Below are 14079 nucleotides of genomic sequence, written 5' to 3' on the forward strand. Positions count from 1 at the left end.
CTAAATCCTAACGGGAATTCCTTTTGAATTCAAATATTGTTTAGCTTCATTAATTGAATGTGTTCCGTAATGAAAGATTGAAGCTGCTAGTACAGCGCTAGCATTGCCAAGCCTAATACCATCCACAAGGTGATCCAGGTCACCTACTCCACCTGATGCAATTATGGGTATGTTAACCGTTGAAGATATTTTAAACATTAAATCATTATCATAACCAATTTGAGTGCCATCTCTATCCATAGAAGTAACTAATAATTCTCCTGCACCATTATCTTCCATTTTTTTTGCAAATTCTATTGCATCTATATTTGAGTTATTTCTTCCACCATGAGTAAAAACTTCCCATTTATTACCATTTTTTTTAGCATCTATTGCAACAACAATGCACTGTGATCCAAATTTTTTTGAACTTTCAATTATCATTTCAGGGTTTTGAACTGCCGCAGTATTGATTGAAACTTTATCTGCACCACAATTTAATAATTTATTAATATCTTCAACTCCTCTAACCCCACCCCCAACCGTTAACGGCACAAAACATTTTTTAGACGTTCTTTCAACCACATCATATATTGTGTCTCTATTTTCATTGGAAGCAGTAATGTCTAAAAAACAAATCTCGTCAGCACCACCATCACTATAAATTTTAGCTTGCTCAACTGGATCACCAGCATCCTTTAAATCTACAAAGTTAATTCCTTTAACAACTCTCCCATTTTTAACATCTAAACAGGGTATAATTCTATTTTTAAGCATCTAATTCTTTTACTAATTCTTCCAATTTAATATCACCATCATAAATAGCTTTACCAACTATTATTCCTTCAATATTTTTTAAACCTTTTGCTTTTTTAATGTCATCAATTGAAGACACCCCACCTGAAATAATTACCGGGCAATTAGATACATTTGCAACATTGGTTGTTTCTTCAAAATTAGGACTTTGTTTAGTGCCATCTCTATTTATGTCTGTATAGATTAATCTGCTTGCACCATAATCATTTACTTCTTTTAAAAAATCTAAAGTCAATTGATTAGAATTTTCCTTCCATCCTGAGACTGACAAATATCCATCTTTAGCATCTAGACCTAAGGCAATTTTGTTTGGAAATTTTTGACATGCTTCTTTTAAAAAATTTTTATCTTTTATAGCTGCGCTTCCTAAAATAACTTTTTCAACTCCTGCATCTATGTATTTTTCAATACTATCAATGCTTCTAACGCCTCCACCTACTTCAATTTTTAAATCAAATTTATGAACTATTTCTTTAATAATATCCAGGTTAACTGTCTCTCCCGTTAAGGCGCCATCTAAATCAACAATGTGTAAATTTTTAAAGCCATGATCTTTGTATTTACCAGCTTGATCAACTGGTGATATTTCATATTCAGTTTTATTATTAAAGTCCCCTTTAATTAATCTTACACATTTTTTGTCCTTAATATCTATAGCTGGAAATATTTTCATATTTATAAATTTAAAAAATTTTCTATAATTTTAAGTCCTAATTTATCACTCTTTTCAGGGTGAAACTGAGTTCCAAAGATATTTTCTCTTTCAACTGAACATACAATATTTGATGAATAATCTGTTGTTGCTGAAATTACACTTTTATCATCTGGAATAAATTCGTAGCTGTGCACAAAATACATGTGTGATTTATTTTCTATGTTCTTAAAAATTTTACTATCTTTGATAATGTTAATTTCATTCCAACCAATGTGTGGAAGTTTAAATTTATTATTTTGATTATCAATTTTTGATACTTTTCCTGAAATCCAACCAAGTCCTTTTGTTTCAGTTTCTTCATAACCAAGATCTGCGAACATCTGTAAACCAACACAAATTCCAAGAAGAGGTTTTTTATTAGTAACTGTAAACTCATTTAGTGTCTCTACAAGGCCATTTATAGCATTTAATGCATCAACGCAGCTCTTAAACGACCCCTGTCCCGGTAAAACTACCTTGTCACTTGATCTAATCTTGTTTAAGTCTGATGTTACTTCAATATTAACTTTATCTTTAGCGACTTCTTTAAAGGAATTTATTACAGAGCTGATATTTCCTGAATTATAATCAACAATTGTGACATTCATTAAACTTATAATGAGCCTTTAGTTGATGGAATGCTCTTCTTATTTCTAGGGTCTATTTCTAAAGCTGTTCTTAATGACCTTGCTAGAGCCTTATAACAAGATTCAATTATATGATGACTATTATCTCCATAAATATTTTCCATGTGCAAAGTTATTCCTGCTGATTGAGAGAAAGCTTGAAACCATTCTTTAAAAAGTTCTGTGTCCATCTCTCCAAGTCTTTCTACTTTTAATTTAACTTTCCATATTAAATAAGGTCTATTTGAAACATCAATTGCAACTCTTGTTAATGTTTCATCCATTGGAATCATTGCATGAGCGTATCTCTTAATTCCTTTAAAATCTTTCAATGCTTTTTTTAAAGCCTCACCTATAGCAATTCCAGTATCTTCTGTTGTGTGGTGAAGATCTATATGAGTATCTCCTTTTGCTTTAACTTTTAAATCAATCAGTGAATGCTTTGATAATTGTTCGAGCATATGATCTAAAAAACCTATTCCAGTATCAATTTTATATTGACCTTTGCCATCAATATTAACTTCAACACTAATACTGGTTTCTTTTGTTTTTCTGGAAACTTTTCCAATTCTGCTCATAATATATAATATGTATATAGGGATTAATTAACTATATCAATATTTGCAATCTACTACTTGAAGAATAAAAATTAATATCCATTTATAATCTATGACTACAATAGTGCTTATTAGAAAAAACAATGAAGTAGTGGTTGCTGGAGACGGGCAAGTTAGTATGGGCAATACTGTTATAAAAAGCACTGCTGCAAAAGTTAGAAAAATTGAAAAAAGAAATGTAATAGCTGGATTTGCTGGATCAACTGCAGATGCTTTAACTTTGTTTGAAAGACTAGAAGCAAAACTTGAAAAACATGCTGGTAATCTTCCAAGAGCAGCTGTCGAGTTAGCAAAAGACTGGAGAACAGACAAATACTTGAGAAGACTTGAAGCTTTAATGGCTATTGGCGATAAAGAGAATAGCTTTATAATCTCAGGAACTGGTGATGTGTTAGAACCAGAGGGTGATGCCATAGGTATAGGATCGGGTGGAAATTATGCTTTGGCTGCTGCTAAAGTTTTATTAGATACAGATTTAAGCGCTGAAGAAGTAGCAAAAAAAGCAATTCAAGTTGCATCTGAAATTTGTGTATTCACTAATAATAATATTAAAATTGAAAAAATTTAATGGAAGACACAAACGTTACACCTTTTCCAAAAGAAAAAACTGAAAAGAAAGATAACTCTTTAGTCAGTTCTTTATCACCTAGAGAAATAGTTTCTGAATTAGACAGATATGTTGTTGGACAAAATAAAGCTAAAAAGGCAGTGGCTATTGCTTTAAGAAATAGGTGGAGAAGACAAGCTTTAAAGGGTGAAATGAAGAATGAAGTTTTACCTAAAAATATTTTAATGATTGGGCCAACTGGAGTTGGTAAAACAGAAATTTCTAGAAGACTATCTAAGTTAGCTGAAGCTCCTTTTGTAAAGGTGGAGGCTACAAGATTTACTGAAGTTGGATATGTTGGAAGAGATGTTGAACAAATCATAAGAGATCTTCTTGAAATTGCAATTGCAATGGAGAAAGTAAAAAAAAGAAAAGAAGTTCATACGAAGGCACAAAAATTAGCAGAAGAAAAAGTTTTGGATGCTCTAGTTGGAAATAAAGCAAGCCTTGCTACTAGAGAAAGTTTTAGAAAAAGATTAAGAGATGGTGATTTAGATGACAATGAAATTGAAATTGAAGTAAATAATAGTGGCTCTCAAGCTGCATTTGAAATTCCTGGAATGCCTGGAGCAAACATTGGAATGATAAATATTGGCGAGATGATTGGAAAATCTGTTGGGAATAAACAGAAAAAGAAGAAAATGACTGTCAAAGAATCTCATGAAATTTTAATTAATGATGAAGCTGACAAGCTAATAGAAGAAGATAAAATTATAAAATCAGCAAAAGATTCAACAGAAAATAATGGGATAGTTTTTTTAGATGAAATAGATAAAATTTCAGGAAGAACGGATAGATCTGGTGGGGATGTTTCTAGAGAAGGAGTACAGAGGGATTTGCTTCCTTTAATTGAGGGAACAACAGTAAGTACGAAGTACGGTACAATTAAAACTGATCATATCTTATTTATTGCATCTGGAGCCTTCCAGCTTGCTAAACCTTCAGACTTACTTCCAGAGTTACAAGGTAGACTTCCAATAAGAGTTGAACTTGAAGCTTTAACCAGTGATGACTTTAAAAGAATTCTTAAAGAACCAGACTATAGTTTGATAAAACAATATGTTGCTCTTTTAAAAACAGAAAACGTTAAGCTAGAATTTTCTGATGATGGTATCGATGCGATTGCCAATATGGCTTCAGAAGTTAATAACACTGTAGAAAATATTGGTGCTAGAAGACTTCATACTATTATCGAAAGAATATTAGATGATATTAGTTTTACAGCAACAGATAGAGCGGGTGAAAAAATAATAATAGACTCTGATTATGTAAAACACAATCTAGATGAACTTGTTAAGGACACAGATTTATCTAAATTTATTCTCTAAAAGCTATAAATATCCCAACTCTTTCATCTCTACTTTAAAACTATTTTCTATTTTTTCTTTAATGTTTGGAGCGATCATTTTTTTCCAATCATTTTTTTCTCCTAAATTAAAAAAATTTATTTTTTTTCCTGTCTTTTTATCAACCTTACTCTCATTAAATCCAACTTCCTTTTCTAAAGTCTTCATTCTTTCAAAAGAAGTTGAATCTATTACATTTTTAAATTTAACCTTATCTAACTCAAAATTTTTTTTGTTTAGCCTATGTATAAACTTTAAAATTTTTAAAAATATTTCTTCCTTCTTGTGTATAAGATCCTCATATTTAATTAGTAAATATTTTCCCTGAGACTTGAAAGACCGCCAGCTTTTGTAATTGCTTGCCCATGTACCAGTGTAAAGTGTAGTTCTCTCTGTGTAATTAAAACTGTTTAAATTTCCTTCTACACACCATGAATTAGTAAGAACATCTGTTGCATCATCAGTTGTTAATGCTTTATGATTAGCTAACGAGGTTACAACATTTCTAGGATCTCTTACAATATAAATTACTCCTAGAGTATTATTTAAATCTGTAAAAGCATTATTTTCAATATTAAAAAGATAACTGTGAGTTTTTAAAAACTGTATAGATTCTCTTTTATTAAATGATTGTTGCACCCTAACATAATTAGCAATTACTTCTTTTTCATTTCTTATATCAATGCCCAAATCTTCAAATAATTTAATATTAGGAAATTGTTTAATATTTTTTATTAAACTAAAATTATAAATTCCATCCTTAGAGAAAAAATAAGATGCGAGTAATGATCTGACTAAAGTGTTTCCACTTTTGGGATATGATGCTAACCAAATAAACATGAGTATAAACAAATTATTATCGTAAATTTATTAATGTGTAAAACCAAAAGATATAAATAACCCAGATAAAACCAAAGCACATGATTGCTCATATTTCTTTTTTATATTTTATACCAAAAATTTTTCTTCCGTAACTTTTTCTAAATATTACATCAAGTTCTGGGCGAACCGGGTCATCTGTTATGTTGCATGATTTAAGTTCAACTAATTCAGCAACTTTTATACAACTAAAAAGTTGTCTATTTTTTATCAATCTTTCTTTTTTTTAAAATATTTAATTTTCGCTTGATTATATTCATTTCTTAAGTGGCTACTTAAATTTATTTTTATTTTTAAGATAGATATAAAAGGCTCCACTACCACCATCTTCAATTTTAGCATCTGTTGTTTCAATAATAAATTGGGTTAAACTTTTATTTTTTTCGATAAATTCAGGAACTGAATATTTTAGTATGCTCAAATCTTTTGAGAGATAAGGATTTTCTATATTTTTAGATCTTAGTCCTTTACCTGTAATCACTATTATTTTAGTAACATTTTCATCAAAACATTTTTGAATAAATTGTTCTATGGCCTTATTTGCTTCTTCAATAGTGTAACCATGCAAATCTATTTTCTTTATCTTCTCGTATCTTATATTTTTTTTAAGAATAAAATCTTTATTGGGAATTTTACCTTTGGTGTTTAGAAAATTTTCCCAGTCCTGTTTGTTTTTATCTGGGTTATTTATATCTTTTTGTTTTACAGAATTTTTATTAAAAGTTTTTTTTTTATTGTTTAGGAAGTTTTCCCAATCTTCTTTATCTTTGTCTGTTATCTTCTTAATCAATTAGGTAATAGTATTAATTAATAACCAATTTGGATTTGATGATTTAATATTTTTTGAGAAAACCCAAGTGTCATAAACGGTTTTGATTTTCTCACTATCTCCTGACACAATCTTTTTATCTTTGTCTTTTATGCATGTTATAATTTCACTAACAAAATCCACTGTAACTTCTAAATTGTCTTCAATTTTTTTATGCGTTTTAATTACAGCTGACTTAATCCCTATAAAAGTTATTTCAGCAAAATGACCTTTGTTAGCTCTATCTTCAAGCGCCTCTTTAAACTGACCATAAATTTTTTTACTTAAAAGCGGTTTACTTGCTATCAGCTTATTATCACTATCACTAAAATCTGTAATAATTGTTTCATAAGCAATTTTTGCACCTTTTAAAAATTCCTTTTGTGACACTTCATCAAAATTTTCACTAATTGGTTTTGGAGTTATATTTGTTTTTTGAAATTCTTTTTCAAATTGTGTTGGCATTTTCCCTTCGAAACCAGTTTTTTTACCAAGTATTCCTCTTAGACGAAGAAAAATAAAACCAGCAATCATTGCTAAAAGAATAATATCTATGTACTCAAAACTATAACTCATAATTTAATAATATTTACTATGTTGATTAATTACAACTAGCAATTTAGACTAAGGACAAATGAACACATTTTTATTATTATTAGTTGGTATTCCAATCCTTGAGATTTATTTGTTTATCAAGCTAGGTTCTCAAATTGGAGCCTTTAACACTATTTTACTTATCTTTATTACGGCCTTTTTTGGGGTTATCTACGCCAGATATGAGGGCTTTAACACTCTTAAGTCCGGGATGTCTCAAATGGTAAAAAATGAATTGCCAGTTTATGAAATTATTTCTGGTGCAGCTTTAGCATTTGCAGCATTACTTTTGATTTTACCTGGTTTTGCTACAGACTTGTTGGGTTTATTAATAATATTTCCACCAACAAGAAAATTGATATTTAAAAAAGTATCAATTAAACAAAAGCCCATAAATAAAAAACAAGATTTTATAAATGGTGAATTTGAAGATATAGAGGATGAAAATGACAGAAAATTATAAAATTATTGGAAGTTTTATTAAAGATATGTCGAGTGAAACCCCTGACACTCCAACATACGTATTTGTAAGAGATAAAATTTCTAAATACAAATTAAACATTGATATTAATTCAAAGGCAGTGAAAAATGGAATTATTGAAGTCAACACAATCTTAAAATTTTCAGATCAGCCTGAAGTTTTAAAAAAAGCACATTTTGAGATAACTTATACATCTATAGTTAAAGTAGATGAAAAGGTTTCTGATAAAAAAGAAATGGAAAAAATTATTCTATGTGATGTGCCTAATAAAATTTATCCTGACTTAGAGAGAATATTTTTAAACTTATTAACTGAGTCAGGTTATCCTGGAATAAAATTTGAAAAAAAAATTGATTTTACTGAATTATACAAACAAAGAGCTAATTAAAAAAATTCTTCTTTAAACTATTTTTTAAATATTCTTTATGAAGTTTAAGTTCTGTTTCTGATGGTTTAACTACTTTTTTATAATACTGATTTGTGTCATTGGAGTTTATTATTATTTTTTCATTATCTTCATTTTTAAAATTTAAAGTTGGTTCTTTTTGATCAAGAAGATTAATATAAACTTTAGCTAATAGATCACAGTCAATAAGAGCAGTATGTTGTGTTCTTTTTGAGTTATCTATTCTGTATCTTTTGCACAACGCATCAAGACTTATTGGAGAGCCTGGAAATTTATCCCTGGCTAAAGCAAGTGTATCCACAACATTTTCACTATTTAATTTTGGCTTACCTAGCAATGATAATTCGTTGTTTAAGTGAGATAGGTCAAATTCAGCATTGTGTATTACAAGTCTCTTATTTTCTATAAAACCCAAAAACTCATCAACTATATCTCCAAACTTTTTATGGGTAGATAAAAATTCATCTGTATAACCATGAACTTCTAGGGCTTTTTCAGAAACTTTTCTTTCAGGATTAAGATAGCAGTGAAATCTATTTTTAGTTGGTATCAAATTTTCTAACTCGATGCATCCAATTTCTACAATTCTATGTCCATCTCTAACAGATAGTCCTGTCGTTTCAGTGTCTAGTATGACTTCTTTCATTTTATATAATTTCTTTTAGTATTTTTTTTACACTTTTCTTAACAAGCTTATTAGTAAAATTATTTTTAATAACATGATTGGCTTTTTTCTTTTTATAACTTAGTGGTAACTGTATTTTTTTAAATTGATTATATAAATTTAAATTAAAATTATCTCTTTTTTTGAGTCTTTTTATAATCTCACTTTTTTTTGACTGAACAAAAACTATTATATCACTTTTTTTATTTAATTTATTTTCTAATAAAAGAGGAATGTCTAAAATTATAGCTTTTCTTTTTTTATTTTTTTTTAAAAAAACAGTTAATTTCTTTCTAACTTCTGGATGAATAATTTTAGTAATTTTTTTTAAATTTTTTTTACTGCCCTCTATTGCTTTTATAATTTGTATTTTGTTTGCTGGAAATACTGAAAAATATTTAGGTAAATTTTTTTTTAATTTTCGAAAACAATTTTTGTTTTTTTTATATATGTTTGCTACTTCTTGATCTGCATTAAAAACTGGATAACCAAAAAGTTTAGCAATATGACTTTTTCCAGAACCAATATCTCCTACAACTGCAATTTTAATCATACATCTAAAAGATTAATTGTTTCATTGTCTACTTCTGGAACAACTTTATGCCAGATAAAAAAGGCTTTTTGAGCTTGATAAATAAACATCATTTTACCATTTTTTGTTATTCCACCATATTTTTTTGCATTTTTTAAAAAGTTTGTTTCTGGTGGATTATAAATTACATCATAAAAAAATTTATCTTTGCTTATTTGTTGATAATTAATATTAATTTCATCTTCTTCTTTTAATCCAATGCTTGTTGCGTTTATGATTATATCAAAATCTAAAATTTCTCCCCATTTAATTATTTCAATTTCTGGAAAATTTTTCTTCAACTCTATTGCCTTTAATTCTGTTCGATTACTTAAATAAATTTTTTCAATTTGCATTTTTTTAAGCGCAATAATAATTGAAGGAACAACCCCACCCGCCCCAAGTATTAGAGCTTTTTTATTTTTAATCTTTTGCTCTATTTTTTCTAAACTAAGTTTAAAGCCTTCAATATCAGTATTATCACCTATAATTTTATTATCTCTTTTATAAATTGTGTTTACCGATTGAGAAATTTCTGCTTCTTCACTTAGCTCATCTAAAAAAGGTATAATCATCTTTTTAAAAGGGACTGTTACGTTTAACCCATGAGTTTTTTCTTCCCTAATATTAAAAATTAAATCATCTATCTCATTATTATTTAAAAGTTTTTTTTCATAAACTGCATTAATTTTATATTTTTTGATCCAATAATTATGTAGTTTTGGTGACAAGCTATGATCAATTGGATTTCCTATAACTAAAAAATTTTTTTTCATTTTATAATTTTAAAATATTCTTTAATTTTTTTAACTGGAAGGCCCATGATTGTATCTTCATCTCCTTCTATCTTTGAAAATAAATTTCTTCCTTCTCCTTCAATTTGATAAACATTATAAGCATAGAGATCCTTATCAGAAATTTTTTTCAGGTAGTTCTCTAATTCTAAAAAAGTCATATTTTTCATGGTTAATGAGGCTTTATCAGTGTAATTCCATATCATCGATCCACCCCTTGATATACAAACTGAACTTATCAATTGATGAGTTTTTCCATTCATCTTTTTAAGTATTCCTAGGGCCTCTACTCTATCGTTTGGCTTTGATATTATTTCACCTTCTAAATCTATTACACTATCTGCTCCAAGAACTATTTCTTCTATAAATTTTTGGCTAATTTTATTAGCTTTTAATTCTGCTAACTTTTTTGAAATAATTGTTGGAGTTGCCTTTTCTTTTTGTAAACTTTCTTTAACACTATCCTCATCCACATTGGATGGTTCTGTTTTACACTTAATGTTATTTGCCTCTAAAATCTTTTTTCTCACACCACTTTTTGATGCAAGTATTATTTCTTTAACCATTATTTTTTTTTATTTCATATATTTTAATTATTGATGCTGCAGTTTCTTCAACTGATTTTCTAGTAACATCAATTGTTGGCCATTTGTATTTGATAAATGTTTTCTTAGCTTCATTAATTTCTTTTTCTATCTTATTGATATTTGTATAATTTGTGTTTTCTTTTTCTTTAAGTGCATTCATCCTATTTTTTCTAATATCAACTAATCGCTGAGGTTCAGTTGTTAAACCAACTACACAAGAGAGATTAGGATTCTTTTTTAAGCTTTCTGGTATTGATTGCTCATTTACTAAAGGAATATTTAAAGTTCTATAACCTCTGTTAGCAAGATAAATTGAAGTTGGTGTTTTGCTTGTTCTGCTTACCCCCAATAATATCAAATCTGCTTTATCTACATCTTCAACAAGGTTTCCGTCATCATGAGCCATGGTAAACTGGATTGCCTCTATTCTTTCATAATACTCCTCGTTTAAAGCATGTTGCCCGCTTGGAACGTGGGATGCTTTTTGATTTAAAAGTTTAGAAAAATTCATTATTAAATTTCCCAAAACACTAAAGCATGGAATTTTCTTTTCATTTCCCTTGTTTGCTAAAAATTTTGCAAGTGAAGTGTCAACAATCGTATATAAAATTATTGCATTATCATTTTTTGTTGCTTCATCAATTATTTTAGTAGCTTGATTTTCTGTTCTAGTAAAAAAATAAGATTTAACATCATACTCTATGTTTTTAAATTGAGCTTTAATCGCTAGAAAAACTCTATCTAGTGTCTCACCTGTAGAGTCAGAAATAAGGTATATTTGATATGTATTACTCATGAATAAAATGTTGATAATTAAGTATTATTTTTATCATTCTTTAAAATAATCTTGTTTGTTATTTTTCTTTGTAAAAACCCATTTTTATAAACATTAATAAACATGTGAAGCATTAATATACATTTTATCTAACAATATTAAATAAACCCGTAAATTTAAGATTATATAACAGTTCTATAAATTATTAATTGTTGATAAATCGTGTATAAAAACTGAAAAACAATTAATTACCATTATTCACATACTATATAACTAATACTATAATTAAATATCTACTTATTATTATGACACCCATCCAAGAAACCATAATAAACAAAAAAACTAATAATTCTCCAATATGGTTAATGAGACAAGCAGGTAGATATTTACCAGAGTTTAGGGAAATTAGAAAATTAAATCCAGATTTTATAAATTTATGTTTAAATGAAAACCTATCTTCAGAAATAACCTTACAACCTCTTAAAAGATTCGATCTAGATGCTGCTATAATTTTTTCAGATATTTTAATGATTCCATATGGATTAAACCAAGAGGTAAAATTTAAAAAAAATTTTGGTCCAAAACTGGGTTCATTAGATTTAAAAAAAATATCTAAGATTGATGAAATTGATTTTATAGAAAAATTATATCCAGTTTATAAATCAATCAAAAAAGTTAGTGAAGACAATTTAATAAAAAATAAAAATTTAATAGGATTTGTGGGTGCACCATGGACACTGTTAGTTTATATGATTAATAAACATTCCCCAAAAAAAGAATTAGTAAAAGATTTTTTTAAAGATGAATTTTTAATAAATAGAATTTTAATAATTTTAGAAAAATTTTTGAAATTACATATTGACCAACAAATTAAAAATGGTGCTACAGTAATTCAAATTTTTGACAGTTGGGCTGGTCTCTTAGAAGAAAAAGACCTACCAAACTATGTATATGTGCCAACACTAAATTTAGTGAATTATATTAAATCATTAAATATTCCTGTAATTTGTTTTCCAAGAGGAATAAAAAATTATAAAAATTATTGTGATATTGTTAAACCTGATGCAGTTAATATTGACTATGATGTTGATCCTGTTTCAATATGTAGAGAAATAAAAATACCAGTTCAAGGAGGTCTTGATCCTAAAGTTTTATTAACGGATAAAGAAAATTTGAAAAAAGAGACTTTGAAGTATTTAAACACCTTTAAAGATCATCCCTATATATTTAATTTGGGTCATGGGGTGTTGCCTGAAACCAATCCAGATATGGTAGAGTATTTGGTTAAAACAGTGAAAGATTATTAAATGAAAAAAGCAGTAATTTTATTTAACCTTGGTGGTCCTGATAAAATTGAAAATGTAGAGCCGTTTTTATTTAACTTATTTAATGACCCTGCAATTTTAAATTTACCAACTATATTAAGATACCCTTTGGCAAAACTAATATCTAACAGAAGAGCACCCGTTGCTAAAAAGATCTATGAAGAGCTTGGTGGTTCCTCACCGATACTAAAATTAACCAAAGAACAATCAGAAGCACTTGAAATAAAACTAAACCAAACTGAAACCGATAGCGAATATAAATGTTTTATTGTAATGAGGTGTTGGAACCCTAGAGCAAATGATGTGATCAAAGATGTTCAATTATTTAATCCCAAAGAAGTTATTTTAATGCCCCTTTATCCACAATATTCTGCCGCAACTTCCGGGTCTTCAATTAAAGAATGGAAAGATGTCTGTAAAAAAAATAACTACAAAGTTAAAACAAGCACAATTTGCTGTTATCCAACAGATCAAAATTTTATCAACGCACACACAAAAGAAATAGTAAAAAAAATTAAGAATCTTAAAAACTTTAAACTAATATTTTCTGCTCATGGCCTGCCAGAAAAAAATATTAAAAAGGGAGATCCATATCAATGGCAAGTAGAACAATCTGTTAAAAAAATAGTTGAGAATTTGAACATTGAAAACTTAGATTGGATATTAAGTTATCAAAGTAGAGTTGGTCCACTGAAATGGATAGGACCATCCACAGAAGATATAATTATTGAAAATTCTAAATTTGGTAAGCACATTGTTTTGGTCCCTATCGCATTTGTTTCTGAACACTCAGAAACATTGGTTGAACTAGATATAGAATATAAGGAGATAGCAGAAACTAATGGATGTAAAAATTATACACGTGTTCCGGCTCTTGGCACTAATGAGGATTTTATTAAAGCAATGTCGGAGTTGATAATAAAAAAAAATGAATATAAGTTTAGTGAAAATCTTTATCCTCCGAAAATTCAGTGTCCTTCAAATTTCAAAAAGTGTCCTTGTTTAAATTATGAATAGTTATCTTTTATTTAAAAGTCTCCATTTGATCGCCGTAATTTCTTGGATGGCTGGCCTTTTGTATCTTCCAAGAATTTTTGTTTATCATGTTGAAAATATTGATCATAAAATTTCATCCTCAATATTTAAAACAATGGAAAGAAAATTATTTTATTTCATCATGATGCCAGCAATGATTTTATCTTGGATCTTTGGATTAATATTAATCTCTGTTGTTGGCCTTGAGGTTATTTTAACACTTTGGTTAAAACTAAAATTAATATTAATAACTTTGTTGACAATTTATCATTTCTATTTAGGTAAATTACTCAATGATTTTAAACTAGATCAAAATACTAAATGCTCTAAATTTTTTAGAATAATTAATGAAGTGCCAACAATATTGCTTATTTTGGTTGTTTTTATTGTTATATTTAAACCGATCTAGACTTGAAATACTCGTTAGAGTATATATATTCAAATTATCTAACAACCTTAATCACAATCCCTCAAC

Annotated in this window: 19 protein-coding genes; 7 read left to right on the forward strand and 12 right to left on the reverse strand. The window is 28.1% G+C overall.

Translation table 11 applies throughout. The annotated features are described in order from the left end of the window. Genes hisF through hisB form a run of 4 tightly spaced genes read right to left on the reverse strand, consistent with a single transcriptional unit; the run spans position 1 to position 2693 of the window. Positions 1–756 (reverse strand): imidazole glycerol phosphate synthase subunit HisF, encoded by a 756-nt coding sequence (gene hisF, locus AC5SL0_RS06625; RefSeq protein WP_494618172.1) that lies wholly within the window; start codon positions 754–756, stop codon positions 1–3. Then, positions 749–1468 (reverse strand): 1-(5-phosphoribosyl)-5-[(5-phosphoribosylamino)methylideneamino]imidazole-4-carboxamide isomerase, encoded by a 720-nt coding sequence (hisA, locus tag AC5SL0_RS06630; RefSeq protein WP_494618173.1) that lies wholly within the window; start codon positions 1466–1468, stop codon positions 749–751. Before hisA ends, hisF begins: the two co-directional genes overlap by 8 nt. Before the next feature lie 2 nt (positions 1469–1470). After that, a complete protein-coding gene (hisH, locus tag AC5SL0_RS06635) occupies positions 1471–2097 on the reverse strand; it encodes an imidazole glycerol phosphate synthase subunit HisH (RefSeq protein WP_494618175.1) in 627 nt (208 codons plus the stop codon). A gap of 5 nt (positions 2098–2102) precedes the next feature. Next, positions 2103–2693: an imidazoleglycerol-phosphate dehydratase HisB gene (hisB, locus tag AC5SL0_RS06640; RefSeq protein ID WP_018413686.1), complete on the reverse strand. Its 591-nt coding sequence runs from the start codon at positions 2691–2693 to the stop codon at positions 2103–2105. A 91-nt stretch (positions 2694–2784) separates the two neighbouring features. Between hisB and hslV the strand changes: the two genes are divergently transcribed. Beyond that, entirely contained in the window at positions 2785–3300 is a 516-nt protein-coding gene (gene hslV / locus AC5SL0_RS06645; RefSeq protein WP_006997574.1) for an ATP-dependent protease subunit HslV, read from the forward strand. Beyond that, complete coding sequence (hslU, locus tag AC5SL0_RS06650) at positions 3300–4667, forward strand: ATP-dependent protease ATPase subunit HslU (RefSeq protein WP_494618177.1); 1368 nt, start codon at positions 3300–3302, stop codon at positions 4665–4667. Before hslV ends, hslU begins: the two co-directional genes overlap by 1 nt. Before the next feature lie 3 nt (positions 4668–4670). Here the strand turns inward: hslU and AC5SL0_RS06655 are convergent, their stop codons facing one another. The 3 genes from AC5SL0_RS06655 to AC5SL0_RS06665 form a co-directional block, all read right to left on the reverse strand. Continuing rightward, positions 4671–5525: a sulfotransferase domain-containing protein gene (locus AC5SL0_RS06655; protein WP_494618178.1), complete on the reverse strand. Its 855-nt coding sequence runs from the start codon at positions 5523–5525 to the stop codon at positions 4671–4673. Positions 5526–5835: 310 nt separating this feature from the next. Next, complete coding sequence (locus AC5SL0_RS06660; protein ID WP_494618179.1) at positions 5836–6354, reverse strand: Smr/MutS family protein; 519 nt, start codon at positions 6352–6354, stop codon at positions 5836–5838. Then, entirely contained in the window at positions 6355–6948 is a 594-nt protein-coding gene (locus tag AC5SL0_RS06665) for a Tim44/TimA family putative adaptor protein (protein WP_494618181.1), read from the reverse strand. It lies immediately after the preceding gene. Positions 6949–7006: 58 nt separating this feature from the next. Between AC5SL0_RS06665 and AC5SL0_RS06670 the strand changes: the two genes are divergently transcribed. Together AC5SL0_RS06670 and AC5SL0_RS06675 are read left to right on the forward strand one after the other, a co-directional pair. Beyond that, complete coding sequence (locus AC5SL0_RS06670; RefSeq protein ID WP_494618182.1) at positions 7007–7429, forward strand: FxsA family protein; 423 nt, start codon at positions 7007–7009, stop codon at positions 7427–7429. Further along, the gene (locus AC5SL0_RS06675; RefSeq protein ID WP_494618184.1) at positions 7413–7835 is read left to right on the forward strand and encodes a protein-export chaperone SecB; all 423 of its coding nucleotides are present in this window, start codon (positions 7413–7415) and stop codon (positions 7833–7835) included. The genes AC5SL0_RS06670 and AC5SL0_RS06675 overlap by 17 nt, the downstream gene beginning before the upstream one ends. Here AC5SL0_RS06675 and dnaQ read toward each other — a convergent pair. Genes dnaQ through AC5SL0_RS06700 form a run of 5 tightly spaced genes read right to left on the reverse strand, consistent with a single transcriptional unit; the run spans position 7828 to position 11265 of the window. Next, a complete protein-coding gene (gene dnaQ, locus AC5SL0_RS06680) occupies positions 7828–8499 on the reverse strand; it encodes a DNA polymerase III subunit epsilon (protein WP_494618185.1) in 672 nt (223 codons plus the stop codon). The two genes, AC5SL0_RS06675 and dnaQ, sit on opposite strands and share 8 nt — an antisense overlap. A gap of 1 nt (position 8500) precedes the next feature. Next, entirely contained in the window at positions 8501–9070 is a 570-nt protein-coding gene (gene coaE / locus AC5SL0_RS06685; RefSeq protein ID WP_494618187.1) for a dephospho-CoA kinase, read from the reverse strand. Beyond that, positions 9067–9864, reverse strand: a complete 798-nt coding sequence (gene aroE, locus AC5SL0_RS06690) for a shikimate dehydrogenase (protein WP_494618189.1) — start codon at positions 9862–9864, stop codon at positions 9067–9069. The genes coaE and aroE overlap by 4 nt, the downstream gene beginning before the upstream one ends. Then, positions 9861–10448 (reverse strand): Maf family protein, encoded by a 588-nt coding sequence (locus AC5SL0_RS06695; protein ID WP_494618190.1) that lies wholly within the window; start codon positions 10446–10448, stop codon positions 9861–9863. Before AC5SL0_RS06695 ends, aroE begins: the two co-directional genes overlap by 4 nt. Next, the gene (locus tag AC5SL0_RS06700) at positions 10441–11265 is read right to left on the reverse strand and encodes a pyruvate, water dikinase regulatory protein (protein ID WP_494618192.1); all 825 of its coding nucleotides are present in this window, start codon (positions 11263–11265) and stop codon (positions 10441–10443) included. The genes AC5SL0_RS06695 and AC5SL0_RS06700 overlap by 8 nt, the downstream gene beginning before the upstream one ends. Positions 11266–11549: 284 nt before the next feature. Between AC5SL0_RS06700 and hemE the strand changes: the two genes are divergently transcribed. Genes hemE through hemJ form a run of 3 tightly spaced genes read left to right on the forward strand, consistent with a single transcriptional unit; the run spans position 11550 to position 14013 of the window. Next, the gene (hemE, locus tag AC5SL0_RS06705) at positions 11550–12551 is read left to right on the forward strand and encodes a uroporphyrinogen decarboxylase (protein WP_494618194.1); all 1002 of its coding nucleotides are present in this window, start codon (positions 11550–11552) and stop codon (positions 12549–12551) included. Next, on the forward strand, positions 12552–13586 hold the full coding sequence (hemH, locus tag AC5SL0_RS06710; protein WP_494618196.1) for a ferrochelatase: 1035 nt from the start codon (positions 12552–12554) through the stop codon (positions 13584–13586). After that, on the forward strand, positions 13579–14013 hold the full coding sequence (gene hemJ, locus AC5SL0_RS06715) for a protoporphyrinogen oxidase HemJ (RefSeq protein WP_494618198.1): 435 nt from the start codon (positions 13579–13581) through the stop codon (positions 14011–14013). The genes hemH and hemJ overlap by 8 nt, the downstream gene beginning before the upstream one ends. Positions 14014–14079 lie beyond the last annotated feature (66 nt).

It is taken from the genome of Candidatus Pelagibacter sp. PS_16, assembly GCF_059417965.1.